At 41.4% G+C, this 15,983-nt stretch carries 15 protein-coding genes; 7 read left to right on the top strand and 8 right to left on the bottom strand.

The features are described 5' to 3' along the window. The first annotated feature begins 12 nt into the window (after positions 1-12). Positions 13-621: an SIS domain-containing protein gene (locus LI112_RS00930; RefSeq protein ID WP_227190096.1), complete on the top strand. Its 609-nt coding sequence runs from the start codon at positions 13-15 to the stop codon at positions 619-621. Positions 622-735: 114 nt separating this feature from the next. Here the strand turns inward: LI112_RS00930 and LI112_RS00925 are convergent, their stop codons facing one another. Genes LI112_RS00925 through LI112_RS00910 form a run of 4 tightly spaced genes read right to left on the bottom strand, consistent with a single transcriptional unit; the run spans position 736 to position 5,206 of the window. Then, on the bottom strand, positions 736-1,518 hold the full coding sequence (locus LI112_RS00925; protein WP_022389166.1) for an SDR family oxidoreductase: 783 nt from the start codon (positions 1,516-1,518) through the stop codon (positions 736-738). A gap of 24 nt (positions 1,519-1,542) precedes the next feature. Continuing rightward, a complete protein-coding gene (locus LI112_RS00920) occupies positions 1,543-2,667 on the bottom strand; it encodes a sugar ABC transporter substrate-binding protein (protein WP_138344282.1) in 1,125 nt (374 codons plus the stop codon). A 59-nt stretch (positions 2,668-2,726) separates the two neighbouring features. Next, positions 2,727-3,689, bottom strand: a complete 963-nt coding sequence (locus tag LI112_RS00915) for an ABC transporter permease (protein ID WP_138344283.1) — start codon at positions 3,687-3,689, stop codon at positions 2,727-2,729. After that, on the bottom strand, positions 3,686-5,206 hold the full coding sequence (locus LI112_RS00910; protein WP_227190095.1) for a sugar ABC transporter ATP-binding protein: 1,521 nt from the start codon (positions 5,204-5,206) through the stop codon (positions 3,686-3,688). Before LI112_RS00910 ends, LI112_RS00915 begins: the two co-directional genes overlap by 4 nt. A 284-nt stretch (positions 5,207-5,490) precedes the next feature. On the opposite strand from LI112_RS00910, the gene LI112_RS00905 reads away from it, so the two are divergent. From LI112_RS00905 to LI112_RS00880, 6 genes are all read left to right on the top strand, one after another. Beyond that, positions 5,491-6,537 carry an NAD(P)-dependent alcohol dehydrogenase gene (locus LI112_RS00905; protein WP_227190094.1) on the top strand — a complete coding sequence of 349 codons (1,047 nt, stop codon included), beginning with the start codon at positions 5,491-5,493 and terminating at the stop codon, positions 6,535-6,537. Between the two features lie 275 nt (positions 6,538-6,812). Further along, complete coding sequence (locus LI112_RS00900) at positions 6,813-7,925, top strand: ROK family transcriptional regulator (RefSeq protein ID WP_227190093.1); 1,113 nt, start codon at positions 6,813-6,815, stop codon at positions 7,923-7,925. A 12-nt stretch (positions 7,926-7,937) separates the two neighbouring features. Further along, complete coding sequence (locus LI112_RS00895) at positions 7,938-8,324, top strand: VOC family protein (RefSeq protein ID WP_118012290.1); 387 nt, start codon at positions 7,938-7,940, stop codon at positions 8,322-8,324. A gap of 100 nt (positions 8,325-8,424) precedes the next feature. Then, positions 8,425-9,561: a carbohydrate kinase family protein gene (locus LI112_RS00890; RefSeq protein WP_227190092.1), complete on the top strand. Its 1,137-nt coding sequence runs from the start codon at positions 8,425-8,427 to the stop codon at positions 9,559-9,561. Between the two features lie 105 nt (positions 9,562-9,666). Beyond that, positions 9,667-10,596, top strand: coding sequence for a class II fructose-bisphosphate aldolase (locus LI112_RS00885; RefSeq protein ID WP_005427971.1), 930 nt, complete (start codon positions 9,667-9,669; stop codon positions 10,594-10,596). A 466-nt stretch (positions 10,597-11,062) separates the two neighbouring features. After that, on the top strand, positions 11,063-12,334 hold the full coding sequence (locus LI112_RS00880) for a DUF11 domain-containing protein (protein WP_227190091.1): 1,272 nt from the start codon (positions 11,063-11,065) through the stop codon (positions 12,332-12,334). Positions 12,335-12,340: 6 nt separating this feature from the next. On the opposite strand, the gene thiC is transcribed toward LI112_RS00880, so the two are convergent. Genes thiC through LI112_RS00860 form a run of 4 tightly spaced genes read right to left on the bottom strand, consistent with a single transcriptional unit; the run spans position 12,341 to position 15,982 of the window. Then, positions 12,341-13,651, bottom strand: coding sequence for a phosphomethylpyrimidine synthase ThiC (gene thiC, locus LI112_RS00875; protein ID WP_227190090.1), 1,311 nt, complete (start codon positions 13,649-13,651; stop codon positions 12,341-12,343). Between the two features lie 34 nt (positions 13,652-13,685). Beyond that, positions 13,686-14,471 (bottom strand): bifunctional hydroxymethylpyrimidine kinase/phosphomethylpyrimidine kinase, encoded by a 786-nt coding sequence (gene thiD / locus LI112_RS00870; protein WP_119200626.1) that lies wholly within the window; start codon positions 14,469-14,471, stop codon positions 13,686-13,688. Positions 14,472-14,503: 32 nt separating this feature from the next. Further along, complete coding sequence (gene thiE / locus LI112_RS00865; protein ID WP_005427966.1) at positions 14,504-15,139, bottom strand: thiamine phosphate synthase; 636 nt, start codon at positions 15,137-15,139, stop codon at positions 14,504-14,506. A 21-nt stretch (positions 15,140-15,160) separates the two neighbouring features. Beyond that, a complete protein-coding gene (locus LI112_RS00860) occupies positions 15,161-15,982 on the bottom strand; it encodes a hydroxyethylthiazole kinase (protein ID WP_227190089.1) in 822 nt (273 codons plus the stop codon). Position 15,983 lies beyond the last annotated feature (1 nt).

Below are 15,983 nucleotides of genomic sequence, written 5' to 3'. Positions count from 1 at the left end.
AAGGGTAATATAATGAATGAATTAGAAAGACTTATGAAAAGATATCCTCAGCTCGTGGGATGTCGTGAAGCTATTACAGAGACATATCAGGTGCTGGAAGAATCTTTCAGAAATGGCGGCAAACTTTTGATCTGTGGAAATGGCGGAAGTGCTGCGGACAGTGATCATATCGTCGGTGAGCTGATGAAGGGATTTAAGAAGCAGCGCCCGGTTCCAGCGGATATGAGAGAGAAACTGGGAGAAAATCTTGCGGATCATCTTCAGGGAGCACTCCCGGCAATTTCCCTGGCAGGTCACGCGGCATTATCCACTGCATTTCTCAATGACGTAGCACCGGATATGGTTTTTGCACAGCAGGTTTATGGATATGGCAATGAAAATGATGTGCTGCTTGCAATCACAACATCCGGTAATTCAGGAAATGTTTTGCATGCGGTAAAAGTGGCACAGGCTAAAAATATGAAGACGATCGGTCTTACGGGACCGAAAGGCGGTAAGCTTAAAGAAGCAGCAGATACTTGTATCTGCGTTCCGGGAAGCTGTACAGCGGATATTCAGGAACTGCACCTCCCTGTGTATCATGCACTGTGTGCAATGCTGGAAGAGAGGTTTTTTGAGTAAAAGGATTTAAAATGTTTTATTAGATAATAGTATAATTTGTTTACATGCAAAAAGGCACAACTGACAGAGAATAATCTGTGGGTTGCGCCTTTTTTATTATGTTTATTAAAGAAATTAAAGAACAGTGTAAGCTCCGTCGATAAGGATATCAGCACCGGTTGTGTATCCGGCAGATTCACTGCAGAGCCAGATAATTGCACCACAGAGTTCTTCAGGTTTAGCCATGCGATGCATCGGGAACATTGGCTGCCATGCTGCCATAAGTTCTGGTTCAACGAAGTCAGGATCTACAGACATTGGAGTTGCGACATATCCCGGGCTGACAGAATTAACACGAATATTTTTGTCAATCCATTCAATTGCAAGACTCTTGGTCATGTGGATAACGCCTGCTTTGGATGCATTATATGCTGCCTGGCACTGAGGAACATTTACAATGTGTCCGGACATGGATGCAATGTTAACCATACTTCCTTTGAAGTTATTTTCAATCATAACACGAGCTGCTTCGCGGCATACGATATATTCACCGGTAAGGTTAATGTCCAGACATTCTCTCCATTCTTCAACAGTTGCCTCAAAAGCGTCTTTATGGTAGCAGACACCTGCATTATTGACAACAATATCAAGTCGTCCATAGACTTCCATAATCTTTTCCATGCCTTTTCGTACACTGGATTCGTCTGTGGCATCGGCAATGATATCAAGAGCTTTTCCGCCTTCAGATTCAATCAGTTTTACTGTTTCTCCGGCACCGGAACGGGAAAAGATAGCAATATCAGCTCCGCAACGAGCAAGCTCGCGGCAGATTACCTGCCCGATACCACGTCCACCACCTGTTACAAGTGCAACTTTGCCTTCAAGTGAAAATAAATCTTGTAAATAATTGTTTTTCATGAGTCAATACCTCGCTGTTTTTATTTATTCAGATTCTTCCTCAGCATCTTCTGCGGAATTATCAGTTGATTCTTCTGTTGTTTCCTCGCTTTCTGAGTCATCAGACTGCTCATCAAGAATAGATTTTGCACTGCCAGCTTCATATCCGTGAGATTTGGCTTCGTCTTCTGTAATCTGTCCCTGGTCAATGTACATCTGGATAAACTGATCTACGTTATCAGATGTGCAGAGAAGAGAATCTACAGATGTATTGACAACTGTTTCTGCACCGGTCAGAAGGTCGTAAGCTGCTTTTAGATTAGCTGCTGCAAGTGCCGGTGGATTCTGGTATACTGCCGCAGTATAAACACCATCCTTGATTTCGAGAACAGTTTTAGCAAGACAGTCTACAGAATAAACAAGCATTCCATCATACGTATCATCATCTTTTACTGCTTCATAAGCACCGTTTCCGAGAAGATCGGCTGTCGTCAGCATACAATCAATGCGTCCGTAAGATGTAGCCCAGTCTTCCATTGTAGCCATGGCAGCTGCTTCTGTTGCTTCTTCTTCCATGTAATCACCGATAATTTTAACATCATCTCGTTTATCTATAAATTCATCTTTAATCGCGTTGTAACGTGATGTGGTGTGGAAGTTACCAGGCATACAGTTAAGAATACCTACAGTACCGCCTTCTGGAACTGCTTCTGCTGCAAGTTTTGCAATTGCTTCACCCTGAGCATAAGGATCACCGTCAACCCATGATCCGCCTTCAAGTTCACGAATTGCTGCGTTTGTAGTAATGCAGAAAATACCGGCATCTAATACTTTCTGACAGTAAGGTTGTTGAAGATTACCATCATTAGGCTGTACGATGATACAGTCATATTTTTTTGTGATACAGTCTTCAATAATAGAGTTTTCTTTTTCACTGTCAGCCTGGGAATCGAATGTATCCAGTGTAAATGTGTCAGCGTAGTCTTCGGCCTGTTTGGTGAACTGGTTTACCAGTTCTGCTGCAAACGGATCAGACTGATTTCGGGTAATATAAGCTACCTTAAATCCACCGTCTTTTTCAGCGGCCATTGCGACACCTGGAAATGCTGTTACTGCAAGAGACCCACCCAATACTGCTGCACATAACACCTTTGCGATTCGTTTTTTCATTTTGCTACCTCCTGTTTTAAATTATTTTCTTTTTTATAAAGTGTTCCTTTAAGAACAAATTATTTTCCTTTTTTGTATGTCTGACGAGATTTTGAAGTAATATCCCAGATAACTGCGAATGCAATGATTGCACCTTTTACAATCTGCTGGATATAAGAGTCGATTGACATAAGGTTCATAACGTTACCAAGGAAACCAACAACAAAAGCACCGATTACAGTACCCCATGGAGTACCGATGCCGCCTGTAAAGCTTGTTCCGCCTACGATTGTTGCTGTAAGACCATCCATCTCATATCCGGAAGCACCTGCAGGGAGACCGCCGTTTACACGTGACATGAACAGAACTGCTGCAATACCAACCAATATACCATTGAAAAGATATGCTTTCATGGTAACCATTTTCGTATTGATACCGGCTGCATTAGCAGCTTCTGCATTACCACCTACTGCATAAGTGGAACGTCCCCAACATGTATGACGCATCATATATGCCATCAGAATAAAAATGCAGAACATGAAGATAACAGGAATTGGTATTACACCGATAGAACCTTGACCAACAATAGTATAATTGCCAATTTCGTAAATATTTTGACCATTTGTAATGTACAGTGCCGCACCTCTGGCCATTGTCTGAGTGGCAAGTGTTGCAATAAAAGCAGGTGTCATAAATTTAGTAACCATTAATCCATTAAGGAAGTTAACTGCAACAGATACAACAATTGCCACGATAAAAGCAAGCGCCATACTCTGTGTGGATTTGTAAGTCATGACTGATAATACACCGGCAAGTGCAATTACGGAACCGCAGGATAAGTCTAGCTGACCACATATAATCAAAATCATCTCACCAAAAGCAAGAATAATGATTACTGACTGCTGTCTACAGACATTGATCAGATTGTTTGCGGTTAAGAAACTACTGTTAGCGAAAGTACATGCAATCATTATTACGATTAAAACAAGCACAATGCTATATTTGGATAATATTTTGCGATAATCAAATTTATTTTCTGTCATTTGGATGCTACCTCCTCTGTGTGTTCCATATTTGATACTGCCAGCTGCATAATAGATTCCTGAGAAAATTCAGAACGTGATAGCATACCGGCAATACGACCTTCGCTGACAACGTAAATTCTGTCACAAATACCGATCAGTTCAGGCAATTCAGATGAAATCATGATGATACCTTTTCCCTTGGAAGCAAATGAATTCATTAATTCATAGATTTCTCTTTTGGCACCTACGTCAATACCTCTGGTAGGTTCATCTGTGATCAGAATATCAGGATCACAGAGAAGCCATTTAGCAAGAATGACTTTTTGCTGATTACCACCACTTAGATTGGCTATTTTAGTATCAAGATTTGGCGTTTTTACATTCATGCTTTTACATGCATCTGAAGAAATTTTGGTTTCGACATCTGAATGAAGGCGTCCTCCATAGATGATTTTATTCATCGAAGCAAGAGTAGTGTTATATTTGACACTTAATATAGGAACAATTCCAGTTCGGCGCCGATCTTCAGTTAACATTGCAAGTCCATTCTTGATGGCTTGTCGAACATTTTTAATAACAACTTCTTTTCCTTTGATAGTGATAGTACCAGAAGAGTAAGGATCCAGACCAAATACGGATCGCATGATTTCTGTACGACCGGCACCCATCAAACCAGCAAATCCGATGATTTCTCCGGCATGTACATTAAAGTTTATATTGTTGAAGATTCCTGGTTGAGTAAGATTTTCTACCTTGAGAATTTCCTCACCTATAGGAATGTCTTCCTTAGGATATTGATTTTCAATCTTACGTCCGACCATGCATTCTACAACCTGATCCATTGTCCAGTCTTTGACATCTTTTGTGATTACTGATTTACCATCTCTGAAAACAGTAATTTCATCAGCAATCTGAAATATTTCTTCCATTTTATGAGAAATATAAATAATGCTTGTTCCGCGTGCTTTCAGTTCAGCTATTTTCTTGAAAAGAACAGCCACTTCTTTGGTCGTGATTGCGGATGTTGGTTCGTCCATGATAATGATTTTTGCATCATAGCAGACTGCTTTAAGAATCTCGATCATCTGAATATCTGAGACACTCAGGCTTCTTAATTTGACATCAGGTGAATAAGGAAGTCCTTCCTGGGCAAGTAGATCCTTTGTTTTTTTACGAACTGATTTCCAGTCTATTTTACAGTTTTTTCGTGGCCAGTTACCGAGACACAGATTTTCTTCTAATGTCATATCTGGCACATATGATAATTCCTGGAAAATCATTGCAATGCCATTTGCCTTTGCATGAATAGGACTTTTGATTTCTACTTTTTTTCCATTCAGAAATAAATCACCCTCATCTGCTTGGTAAATGCCATCGATGATTTTCATTAGAGTGGATTTTCCAGCACCATTTTCTCCGCATAAAACATGAACTGTTCCTTCTTTTAACGAGAAGTTTACATCATCTAAGGCTTTGACACCTGGAAAACTTTTGGAGATATGCTGCAGTTCTAATACTGTTTGTGTACTACTCATCAATACACCTCCGTTTTCTGTGATTTTAATAATATTGAATTGTAAAATAGTTTTATAAAAACTGTTTGTAAAAGTTTTGTATGAATTGAATTATAAGACTGACTGAATGAAAAGTCAATAAATTAAAAGTTTAACAATCAATTTTGTGAAAATAGCACAAAAAATGCCGATATATTTTGATGAGCATACCTGTTGACTTATAATCCTTGCTGATGTATTATGATAGTACTTTAAGAAAAGTAATTTGCAAAAGATACATAAAATAATATGGAGGTAAAATGATTATGGAAGGTAAAATGAAAGTTGCTGTTATGGAAGGCGTTGGAAAGATGGGCTTTACTGAGAGACCAATCCCAACACCTAAGGATGATGAAGTATTAGTAAAACTTGAATATGTAGGAATTTGTGGTTCCGATCTACATTATTATGAACACGGAAGAATTGGTGATTATATAGTAGAACCTCCTTTTGTGTTAGGTCATGAGCCTGGTGGAACAGTCGTTGAGGTTGGTAAAGATGTGAAGCATCTCAAAGTTGGTGACAGAGTTGCGCTTGAGCCGGGCAAAACATGTGGACATTGTGAATTCTGTAAAACTGGAAGATACAATCTCTGTCCGGATGTTATTTTCTTTGCAACACCGCCTGTTGATGGTGTGTTCCAGGAGTATGTAGCACATGAGGCTGGTCTTTGCTTTAAACTTCCAGATAATGTAGATACTATGGAAGGAGCATTAATTGAGCCTCTGGCAGTTGGTTTCCATGCTGCAAAACAAGGCGGAGCTGCAATGGGACAGACTGCAGTAGTTACAGGTTCTGGATGTATTGGCCTTGTTACTATGATGGCGTTAAAGGCATTAGGTGTTGATAAGGTTTATGTGGTTGACATCATGCAGATGCGACTTGATAAAGCTATAGAATTGGGCGCTACCGGTGTAATCAATGGAAGAGAAAAAAATACGGTAGAAGAATTGCTGAAACTTACTAATGGAAGAGGTGTTGATCTTGCTATTGATACTTCCGGCACAGAAATCTGTGTAAAACAGGGAATGGAAGCTCTCGTTAAAGGTGGAACACAGGTACTGGTTGGATACAGTGCATCTGGTGATATGAATCTACCAACAAGTTTGATCTGCGATAAAGAAATTACTATTAAATCAGTATTCCGTTATCGTCATATTTATCCATTGGCAATTCAGGCAGTAGCTGAGGGAAAGGTAAATCTGAAAGGAATCGTTACTAATATTTTTGAGTTAGATGATATTCAGAATGCAATGGATAAAAGTGTAAATGAGAAAGCGGATATTGTCAAATCTGTAGTAAAAATCAGCTGAATATATATTGAGCCAATTAATGTAATTGTGCATGGCAGGCTGAAAGGCCTGCCTTGTGTTATCTGAAATATTTTTTTGTAAATTTTGTATTCGAAATTTTTCTTAAAATAGTATTATTAGATTCTAGACACATAAGACAAGATATTGGCATAAAATAATAATATATTGGTAATTTTAAATACGCTAAACTTGTTGATATGTATGTGATTTGATATAATAATCTTATACGTGCGTAAAGGGACAGTAATAAAATATTACCTAAGGAGAAGAAGAATTTGGCGAGTGCAATTGAAATTAAACAAAAAAACAGAAAGAATGTCCTTCGTGTTATTTATGAAGAAAAGAAAATTTCAAAAGCAGAGATTTCGAAACGATTAGGGCTTAGTATGCCCACAGTAACTCAAAATCTTTCAGAACTGTTTGATAAAGAACTTATTTGTATAAATGGCACATTTGATTCAACTGGGGGACGAAAAGCCAAGGCGATTGGATTTAATGCAGATGCCAGATTTGCAATTGGAATAGATATAACCAAGAATCATATCAGCGGAGTACTGATTAATTTATATGGTGAAATTGTATATTCGGTACGGTTAAGATTCAGATTTGAGGAAAGTGATATATATTACAGAGAAATTGCAAAACTGATATCTCATGTAATGGAAAAAGGAATGGTAGGGGCAACTTCTATTCTTGGAGTTGGGGTCAGCATACCAGCAATTATAGCGGAAGACGGAAAGACAGTAACTTATTCATCAATTATAGCGGCTACCAATCTTTATGAAGATCTGAAAGATTATATTGATTTTCCATATGTTATGATGAATGATGCCAATGCTGGTGGATATGCTGAACTTTGGCATGCAAAAATGGTAAAAAATATGATCTATCTTTCTCTCAGCAACAGTGTTGGTGGAGCTGTTCTGATGAACAACGAGATCTACTATGGTGACAGGATGCATGGTGGTGAGTTTGGTCACATGACATTGGAAATCAACGGAAAGCAGTGTTACTGCGGACGAAAAGGATGTGCAGACGTATATTGTAATGCACAGAATCTTTCAAACCTCACGGATGGTGATTTGGGTAAATTTTTCGAACTTGTTGATACAGGTGACAAAAAATACGTTGATGAATGGAACAAATATATGCAGTATCTTGCAGTGATGATTAACAATATATATAACATTCTTGACTGTGATGTGGTTCTGGGCGGTTATGTTGGTGGATATATAGAAAAATATCTGGATGAATTAAGACATCTTGTTTCTCAAAGATGTACATTTGTTACAGATGGAAGCTTTATTAAACCATGTTTCTTCAAACACGAGTCATCAGCTGTAGGTGCAGCACTGTATTTTGTAGATAAATTTATTGAAGAAATCTAAGGAGGTACAATTATGGAATGGGCAGAAAATTTTAAGGGATTACAGCATATTGGTATTCCAACTAATGATATGGATAAAACTGTTGAGTTTTATAAAAAAATTGGATTTGAGGTAGCACATGAAACAAAAGATGGAGATGTGAGAGTTGTATTTTTGAAGCTCAGGGATCTGATTTTGGAAACATATGAAAATAAAGAAGCAGCATTGTGTGACGGTGCAGTGGACCATATTGCATTTGATGTTGTTGATATTGAAGAAGCATATAAATTTATTACCGGACTACAGATCAAGATTCTGACAGAAATCACATTCCTTCCGTTCTGGGAAAAAGGAGTAAAATTCTTTATAGCGCAAGGACCAAATTTGGAAAGACTTGAATTTGCTCAGCATATAAAATAAAGTAATCATCAGCCCTGATAAAGATTGATATCAGGGCTGATTAAGGTTATAATTGAATTGCAATTTGTATTGCATATTTATAACACAAGGAGGTATTTTTATGGACAAAAAGAAAGCAATAGCAGCTGGCCACATCTGTCTTGACATCACCCCGGCTTTTAAGAGTAAAGAAGAAAAGTCAATCAAAGATCTTTTTAGACCGGGACAGCTGATCGCGATGGATGCGGCCAAAGTAAGTCTTGGTGGATCGGTATCCAACACTGGGATCGGTATGAAACGTTTGGGCGCGGATGTAGAACTTATGGGAATGGTCGGCAATGATGCATTCGGTCAGATGGTTCTCAATGAACTGGAGAAATATGATATTTCACCGGACAGTATGATTGTAAGAGATGGTGTGGGTACTTCATATTCAGTAATCCTCGCTCCGGCAGGAATCGACAGAATATTCCTTCACTGTTCAGGAGCTAATGATACATTTACGCTCGATGATATTGATCTTGAAAAAGTAAAAGAAGCAAATCTGTTTCACTTTGGATATCCGTCGCTGATGCGCATGATGTATATCGATGGAGGTAAAGAACTGGTACGTCTTCTGAAAGCAGTACATGAGTTGGGAGTTGCGGTATCTGTTGATATGGCGATGTTTGAAGAAAGTACTGAGGCAGGAGCTCAGGACTGGAATGAAGTTCTGAAATCAGTGATTCCATATATTGATTTCTTTGTACCGAGTATTGAGGAACTTTGTATTATGCTGGATCGTGACCGTTATCATGAATGGAATGAAAGAGCGCAGGGAGCTGACGTTACAAATTTCCTTGATATCGAAAAAGATGTCAGACCATTGGCAGATAAACTTCTTTCATACGGAGCAAAAGTGATTCTTATCAAATGCGGAACTCCGGGTATCTATTTCCGCACAGCTGATAAAGAACAGCTTATTAAAATCGGTGGTGGAATCGGAGAAGAAATCGCAGATTCATGGTCCGATCAGGAAGCATTTGAAAAAAGTTATCTGGTTGAAAAAGATAAAGTCGCTTCCGGAACAGGTGCAGGAGATACAACAATCGCAGCTTTCTTAAGTGCTATACTTGCAGGAAAAGACTGGCAGGATGCACTTCATCTGGCAACTGCTACAGGAGCTCTCTGTGTACAGACATACGATGCACTCAGTGGAATCATACCTCTTGAAGATGTGCAGAAAAAGATTGACGCCGGATGGGAGAAAAGAAAATAAATTTTTTTCAATTAATAGTTTTTTTGATAAACTTTTAATTGAATTCATGATGGTTTGTTATTATAATTAGAGACAGAGATAAAAAACTCAAGAGGAGGAAACAAGATGTTAGTTAACATGAATGACGTGCTCTATCCGGCAAAAAAAGGTAAATACGCCGTAGGCCTTTTTAACGCAGTAAACCTGGAACTGGCACGTGGAATCATTGCAGCAGCAGAAAGTTCTCAGTCACCGGTTATCATGGGAACAGCGGAAGTACTTCTTCCATACGGACCACTGGAGGAGGTTTCCTATTACCTTATCCCTATGGCTAAGAAAGCAAATGTTCCGGTTGTTATCCATCTGGATCATGGCCTTAAGAAAGAAACCTGTCTGAAAGCACTGGAACTTGGATTCTCATCCATTATGTACGACTGCTCTACAGATTCTTATGAAGATAATGTAAGAAAAGTTAAAGAGATGGCAGACATCGCGCACTCTTATGGGGCAACCATCGAGGGTGAGCTTGGACATGTAGGAGATAACCCGGATTCTGCAGAGGGAAGCTCTCATATCAATCCGGCTGACTTCTATACAGATCCTAAAATGGCCAAAGACTTTGTTGACAAAACTGGTGTAGATGCTCTTGCAATTGCAGTAGGAACTGCTCACGGAGCATACAAACTTCCGCCAAAACTTGATTTTGAACGTATTCATACAATTGCAAACACTGTAGACGTACCGCTTGTTCTTCATGGTGGTTCCGGACTTACAGACAACGACTTCAAACGCGCAATTCAGGAAGGTATCAGTAAGATCAATATCTTCACAGATATCAACGTTGCAGCAGTAGAAGCTGAGTTCCGTAAATTCGAAACTATGAATAAAGGTATCATTGATCTGATCCCGGCAGCAGTAGAAGCAGTAAAACAGGAAACATTAAAGAAAATGATGCTCTTCTCCAGCAATGGAAAAGGCACATTAAATCAGCCATCCCAGGATGAGCTTGTAAAAGCTGTTGTTCAGGAAGTTCTCAGAGAACTTGGCAGGAAATAATTACATAATATAAAAAGGTGCGCCGTAAGGCGCACAACAAAAATACAGCAGGTGAATTGCTCACCTGCTGTATTTTTTAACTTTTTTGAGGGGGGAGATAGAGAGTGGTTATTCATCTATCCAAAATCTATTATAAGGAAGAAATATGTTCAAAGTGTGTACTAATTCTAAAAGAAATCTAAAAATGGTAAAGAAAAATTAAAGAAAATCTATAATTTTTACAGCGTATTGTAGTTTCACAGAAAAAATGGTAGAGTGTAAACACCTGCTGAAAGTCAGCAGATAATATCGCAGGGATTCCGGTTCTGGGAATCCATTTTCAAATGTCATTTCGACAACTATTCCAAAGAAGAAAACATAATAAGTTCAGAAAGGGGAGATGCCTATGCCCTGACAGATTTACATCCAGTTTACTTTGTTGAGAGAGGCTGCCGGAGAGGAAAAGGTAGCAAAGAGGAGTTCGCAGATGAATTTTAATATGAAAAACAGAATATGGAAAAATTTAAGTGCAATGAGTATGGCCTTTTTCATGACAGGAATGGTTCTTGGAGGATGTGGACAGACAACAGTTTATGCGGCAGAAGTGGCGTATGAAAGTGTGGAATTTGAAGAGCATTCTGAAACAGAAGAGACAGGGATAGAAGAAGCCGGAATAGAAGAAGCCGGAACAGATGAATCTGATCCGGATGAAATACAATCAGAAGAAAATGCAGAAGAAACTGAACCTGAAGAGACGGAAGATTCCGAAGAGAAGGATCAGGATAAGGCCAATCTGTCTGATGGTAAATCGGAAGAAGAGGATAAAGAAAACGAGAATAAAAAGAAAACACCGAACTTTACGGTTAGCGTAGTCACAGATGAAAGTACAGTAAAAGCAGGAAGCGACCTGGTATATACGGTGACACTGGAAAATACAGGTGATGTAATGTTGAAAAACATACAGCTGCGGGCATTGTTTTCAAACCAGAATCTGCAGGGCGAGTGGTCCGGGGATAATTTAGAACAGCTAGATGTCGGAATTAAGAAAGAACTGTATCTGACAGTGAGACTTCCAGAGAATCAGGAGTCGGCTGTTTCTGTGAAAATTATGGCATCTGCAGAAGTGGAGATGACAGAAGCAGATACGGAGGTTGCTGTAGTCAACAGAGAGGCATCCCTTGATACAGAAATTATCCCACTGAAAGCCTCTTTTGAAGTAACTAAGACAGCTGACCGTTCCGTTGCAGTGCCTGGAGATAAGATCCTGTTTCAGATCTGCATTCGAAATACCGGAGAGCGGACACTGCATTCTGTAGTTACGACAGAACGTTTTCAGCTTGGAAATGTACCGGTACAGTTTTTAGAAAAAGAGGGAGTCGTGCTGAATAAGTCAAAGACGAAAGCGCGTATCGAAAAGATTGAACCTGGCAAAGCAGCAGGCCTGCAGGCAATGGTAACATTGCCGGAAAACCTAAAAGAACAGGAACTTTTGAATGAAGTAACCGTGACGACACTGGAGACAGGGGAACAGGTGATGACTTCTCAGGCAAAAATTCAGATCAGGGTAGATGAAGAGGTGGAAACAGAAGATGCAGACAGAACATCTGTGGATATGGATAATAGCGCAGTTTCCCATACGGGAGAGAGTTATCCGGCCTCTACACATCCAAAAACCGGAGATCCGTACCAGCCGTTTCTGTGGCTGGCAATGATCCCCGGTTCTATGCTGGTTGCGGGCTGGATCCGCAGACGGATGTAATTACAATTACAGAATATCGATATGTTCTCCGGCAAGTGCTTTGTTCATACTGCGGACAGCACAGAACTTACCGCACATACTGCAGGTATCACTGTGGTCATCTTCCGGAAGACGGTCATCACGGATAGCTTTGGCTGTTTCCGGATCAAGAGCACAGTCAAACTGTGCATCCCAGTCAAGGACACGGCGGGCATCTGCCATCTTGTCATCGATATCTCTTGCATGCGGGATTCCTTTGGCAATATCTGCCGCATGGGCTGCAATCTTGGAAGCAATAATTCCCTGTTTGACATCTTCTACATTCGGAAGAGCCAGATGTTCTGCCGGTGTTACATAGCAGAGGAATGCGGCTCCGTTCATGGCTGCAACAGCACCACCGATCGCAGCAGTGATATGGTCATATCCAGGTGCGATATCTGTAACGAGAGGTCCGAGTACATAGAATGGCGCTCCCATGCAGATGGTCTGCTGAACTTTCATGTTGGCAGCAACCTGATCAAGCGGCACATGACCTGGTCCCTCAACCATGACCTGTACGTTATGAGCCCATGCACGTTTGGTAAGCTCTCCAAGACGTACCAGCTCTTCAATCTGGCATACATCAGTGGCATCAGCCAGACAGCCAGGACGACATGCATCTCCAAGAGAAATAGTAACGTCATGCTCTTCACAGATGTCCAGAATTTCATCGAAGTATTCATAGAACGGATTTTCTTCACCGGTCATGCTCATCCATGCAAATACAAGGCTTCCACCACGGCTTACAATGTTCATTTTACGTTTGTGTTTTTTGATCTGCTCGATGGTCTTTCTTGTGATTCCGCAGTGGAGAGTAACAAAATCAACACCGTCCTCAGCATGAAGGCGAATTACGTCGATGAAATCATGAGCAGTCAGTTCAGAGAGATCGCGCTGATAATGAATGACACTGTCGTATACCGGAACGGTTCCGATCATTGCAGGACATTCATGTGTCAGTTTCTGGCGGAACGGCTGTGTATTGCCGTGGCTGGAGAGGTCCATGATCGCTTCTGCACCGAGATCTACTGCCTTCATAACTTTCTGCATTTCGATATCATAATCTTTGCAGTCTCTGGATACACCAAGGTTTACATTGATCTTGGTGCGCAGCATGCTGCCGACACCTTCCGGGTTCAGGCAGGTATGATGTTTGTTGGCACAGATCGCTACTTTACCTTCGGCAACCAGTTCCATCATTTTTTCAACCGGCATGTGTTCTTTTTCTGCAACAGTTTTGATCTGAGGGGTTACGATGCCTTTGCGTGCGGCATCCATCTGTGTTGTATAAGTTGGCATATGGTATATTCTCCTTCTATGTAAATGATAATTTTTATTGTGTTTTTCCAAGGGTGTGGTCCAGTGGACCAGAACCATGTCCGAGATCCAGCTGTGCCTTCAGGGCATCAGTCAGATACTGCTTGGAACGGCGCACAGAATCTTCAAGAGAAAATCCTCTGGCAAGATTTGAGGCAATCGCACTGGAAAGTGTGCAGCCGGTGCCGTGAGTATTTGGATTGTTGATGCGTTCACCATGCAGCCAGATGCCATGTCCGTTTGTATAAAGAAGGTCATTTGCATCGTTGATGCGATGGCCGCCTTTCAGAAGGACAGAAATGTGAAAGCTTTCATAAAGTTTGTGAGCAGCTTCTTCCATAGAGTCAGCATTTGTGATTCGCAGTCCGGTGAGCGCTTCAGCTTCTGGAATATTGGGTGTGATGATCTCTGCAAGAGGAAAGAGTTCCTTCTGAAGTGTTTGCTCGGCATCTTTGTCCATCAGACGATGTCCGCTGGTGGAGATCATAACAGGATCCAGTACGATATGGTGTGCATGGTACTGCTGTAATTTGACAGCAACGTGATGCATGATCTCAGCGGATGAGAGCATGCCGATCTTAACTGCATCAGGAAAAATGTCAGTAAAGATGCAGTCCAGCTGGTTGTCAAGAAATTCCGGAGAGGTTTCCTGAATTCCGTAAACACCGGTTGTGTTCTGGGCGGTCAGAGCTGTGATCGCACTCATGGCATAGACTCCGTTCATGATCATGGTCTTGATATCTGCCTGAATGCCGGCACCACCACTACAGTCGCTTCCGGCAATCGTTAATACTGTTTTCATAATCGTGTTATTCCTTATTGTTTTGTTGAGATTTACAGTTTTTGCAGTTCCGTAAGAAAATGTCTGACGGCTTCGGCTTTGTTATCAGGTTTAAAAAGTCCGCTGACAACGGCGGCACCGGAAATCCCACTTCCTGCAAGAAGATAAAGGTTGTCAGCAGTAACACCGCCGATTGCAACAACCGGAATTTCTACAGCCTGACAGATCGCTCGCAGAGTTTCGACAGGAAGTTGTGTGACGTTGGTTTTAGTGGTGCTTCCGAAGACTGCACCGCAGCCTATGTAGTCTGCTCCGGCATTCTGGGCTGCAAGTGCTTCTTCGACATTATGGGCACTTCCGCCGATGATAAAGTCAGGCCCGAGAAGCTGACGTGCTTTCTGGATGCCCATATCAGAAAGTCCGACATGAACACCGGAAGCATTTGCTTTCTGTGCAAGATCCGGGCGGTCATTGATGATCAGTGGAACATTGTAACGTTCACATATTTCTTTTAAAAGGGCGGCTTCCTGAAGGATTTCTTCGTCAGAAGCATTTTTTTCACGAAGCTGGACACAGCTGACACCTGCGCGAAGGAGTTCCTCGGTAACGGATGCAAGTGTTTCATCGGGTTTCAGCCAGCTTCGGTCTGTAACAGCATACAGTTTCAGCTGTTCTGGTGATATTTTCATAGGTCTTTCTCCAATATCTGATCAGAATTTATGTTTCGAGGTGTACATTAATTTCTCTTCCAGTACATCAAAAAGATGTACATGAAAACTTCCAATGCCGGATTTTTCTGCGTCTGTTCGTCTGCCCGCTTCAAGGGCAGTTTCACGCCAGAGTGCTCCGGCGGCACGGACCGCATCAAATGCAGAAGTGTCCGTACACAGAAATAATGTGCAGAGTGCAGAAAGCATACATCCGCCACCGGTGATTCGTCGAATCCTGGAGTCACCGCCGGTCAGAATCTGTGTCTGCTTTCCATCAGACACCACATCCTCTTTGCCCGTGATCAGAACTGTGCAGTTGAGAAGAGATGCCGCCTGCCCTGCAATCAGACAGACATCACGTTCCGCCATCTGCAGGGAACTTTCTACACCGCCGTGTTTCTCGGGACTGTCGGTATCCGAAAAAAGAGAACATAGAACAACGGCTTCTTCCTGATTACAGCGAACAGCAGTCGGATGAACGGCTTGAAGAAGTTTTTGCAGCTCTTTTCTTCGAAATGTGCTGGCACCGGCGCCGACCGGATCCAGGACGACCGGGTGGCCAAGGGCATTTGCCTTCTGTCCGGCAAGGATGCAGGCCTGTATTTTGGCAATGTCCGGTACTCCGGTATTCAGAAGGGTTCCATGACAGAAAGAAGTGATTTCTTCGACTTCCTGTTCATCCTGTCCCATTACGGCACTTCCGCCGGCTGCAAGCAGTAGATTGGCAACATCCTGCATGGTTACCGGATTAGTGAGACAATGAATCTTGGGAGCATTCTGGTGAATGCAGAAAGAAATTTCTTCTATATTATTAAGTGACATA

Source organism: Blautia sp. 210820-DFI.6.14 (genome assembly GCF_020558815.1).
In the GTDB taxonomy this organism is placed as follows: Bacteria; Bacillota; Clostridia; order Lachnospirales; family Lachnospiraceae; genus Blautia_A; species Blautia_A obeum.
The sequence above is the reverse complement of the archived record's forward strand: the minus strand, read 5'-3'. Positions and strand labels throughout refer to the sequence as shown.